The following is a 1,462-nucleotide window of genomic DNA, read 5'->3' as shown; positions in this document are numbered from 1 at the left end:
CGCGAAGCGCAGGTGGCGCGCGGCCGGGAAAAGCTGCCGTCGATCCTCGGCACGCCGGCGCCGGGCGAAACCGCCGATGGCGAGACCTTCGACGGCGAGACTGAAGTGGCGACGTTTCCGGGCGACCTGCCGGCCGATCCCGAGGAACTGTTCAGGGGCACCTTCCGCGGCCTGTCCAGCGCGACCGCCGACAAGGCCGATTACCGCTTCCTGCGATTTCGGCCGCCGAAGCTGGTGCGGGAGGGTGACGAGGAACCCGCCCTGCCCCATATCCGTCTCGACCGCGCGCTCCAGTTCCTGATCGGAGACCGACTGCAATGAGCGAGAAAACGTCCCACCGGCGGCCGGCGACCTTCAAGCTCGACGACCCCTCCGTGATCGTGATCGACGCCGACGAGAAGGGCCGGCCTGCCCGCGGCACCATCCAGATCACGCCGGAGCCCGATCCGGCGCTGCTGCCGGTGCCGGTCGATGCGCCGCGTGTACCGGCGCGCCGCGGCTTCCGCTGGGGCACGCTGTTCTGGGCGGCGGCCGGCGGATTGATGCTGCTCGGCGCAGGCCTCGGCGTCATCAACCTGATCGAGGACCTGTTTGCGCGCAACCAAGGGCTCGGCTTCGTCGGCCTCGCATTGGCCGTGGTCGCGACGGTCGCGCTGTTCGTCGTCATCGGCCGCGAGGCCTTTGGATTGGCGCGGCTGGCGACGATCGAGAAGCTCCATTCGCGTGCCGCTGACGTGCTGCTCAGCGACGACCGCGCCGCGAGCCGCGTGATCGTGAACGACCTGCTCAAGCTCGCGCACGAGAACCCGCAACTCGCCCGCGCCCGCGCCACGCTGCAGGGTCATGCCGACGACATCATCGACGGCGCCGACATGATCAAGCTCGCCGAGCGCGAATTGATGACGCCGCTCGATGAGGAGGCGCGGCGCATGGTGTCGTCAGCGGCGCAGCGGGTCTCGGTCGTCACCGCGGTGAGCCCGCGTGCGGCGATCGACGTGCTGTTCGTATTCGTGGCGGCGCTGCGCATGATCCGGCAATTGGCCTACCTCTATGGCGGCCGGCCCGGCGCGCTCGGCATGTTCAGCCTCATGCGCCACGTGATCGCGCATCTGGCGATCACCGGCGGCATGGCCGCCAGCGACAGCCTGATCCAGCAGATGCTCGGCCACAGCATCGCCGCCAAGCTCTCGCAGCGCCTCGGCGAAGGCGTCCTCAACGGCCTCCTCACCGCCCGCCTGGGGCTGGCGGCGATCGAGGTGACGCGGCCGCTCCCCTTCACCGCCCTGCCCCAGCCAGCCCTGACCGACCTGGCGAAAGACCTGCTGCGCAAGCGCGACGAGGAGGAGTGAGACGCCTCGAATCATTGCGAGGAGCGACAGCGACGAAGAGTTGTAGGGTGGGCAAAGCGCAGCGTGCCCACCATCAGCACTCCGCTTGTGATGGTGGGCACGCTGCGCTTTGC

At 69.3% G+C, this 1,462-nt stretch carries 2 protein-coding genes; both read left to right on the top strand.

Translation table 11 applies throughout. From position 1 onward, the window contains the following. Positions 1-321: YcjX family protein (locus tag CWO89_RS44140; protein ID WP_165421609.1), on the top strand; the 321-nt coding region annotated here is incomplete at its 5' end. Next, a complete protein-coding gene (locus tag CWO89_RS44135; RefSeq protein WP_130584376.1) occupies positions 318-1,349 on the top strand; it encodes a YcjF family protein in 1,032 nt (343 codons plus the stop codon). The genes CWO89_RS44140 and CWO89_RS44135, both read left to right, overlap by 4 nt. The last annotated feature ends 113 nt before the right edge of the window (positions 1,350-1,462 follow it).

This window comes from Bradyrhizobium sp. Leo170 (assembly GCF_004296405.1).
Classification (GTDB): domain Bacteria; phylum Pseudomonadota; class Alphaproteobacteria; order Rhizobiales; family Xanthobacteraceae; genus Bradyrhizobium.
Note: the sequence above shows the minus strand (reverse complement) of the source record. Positions and strands in the feature narration are given on the sequence as shown.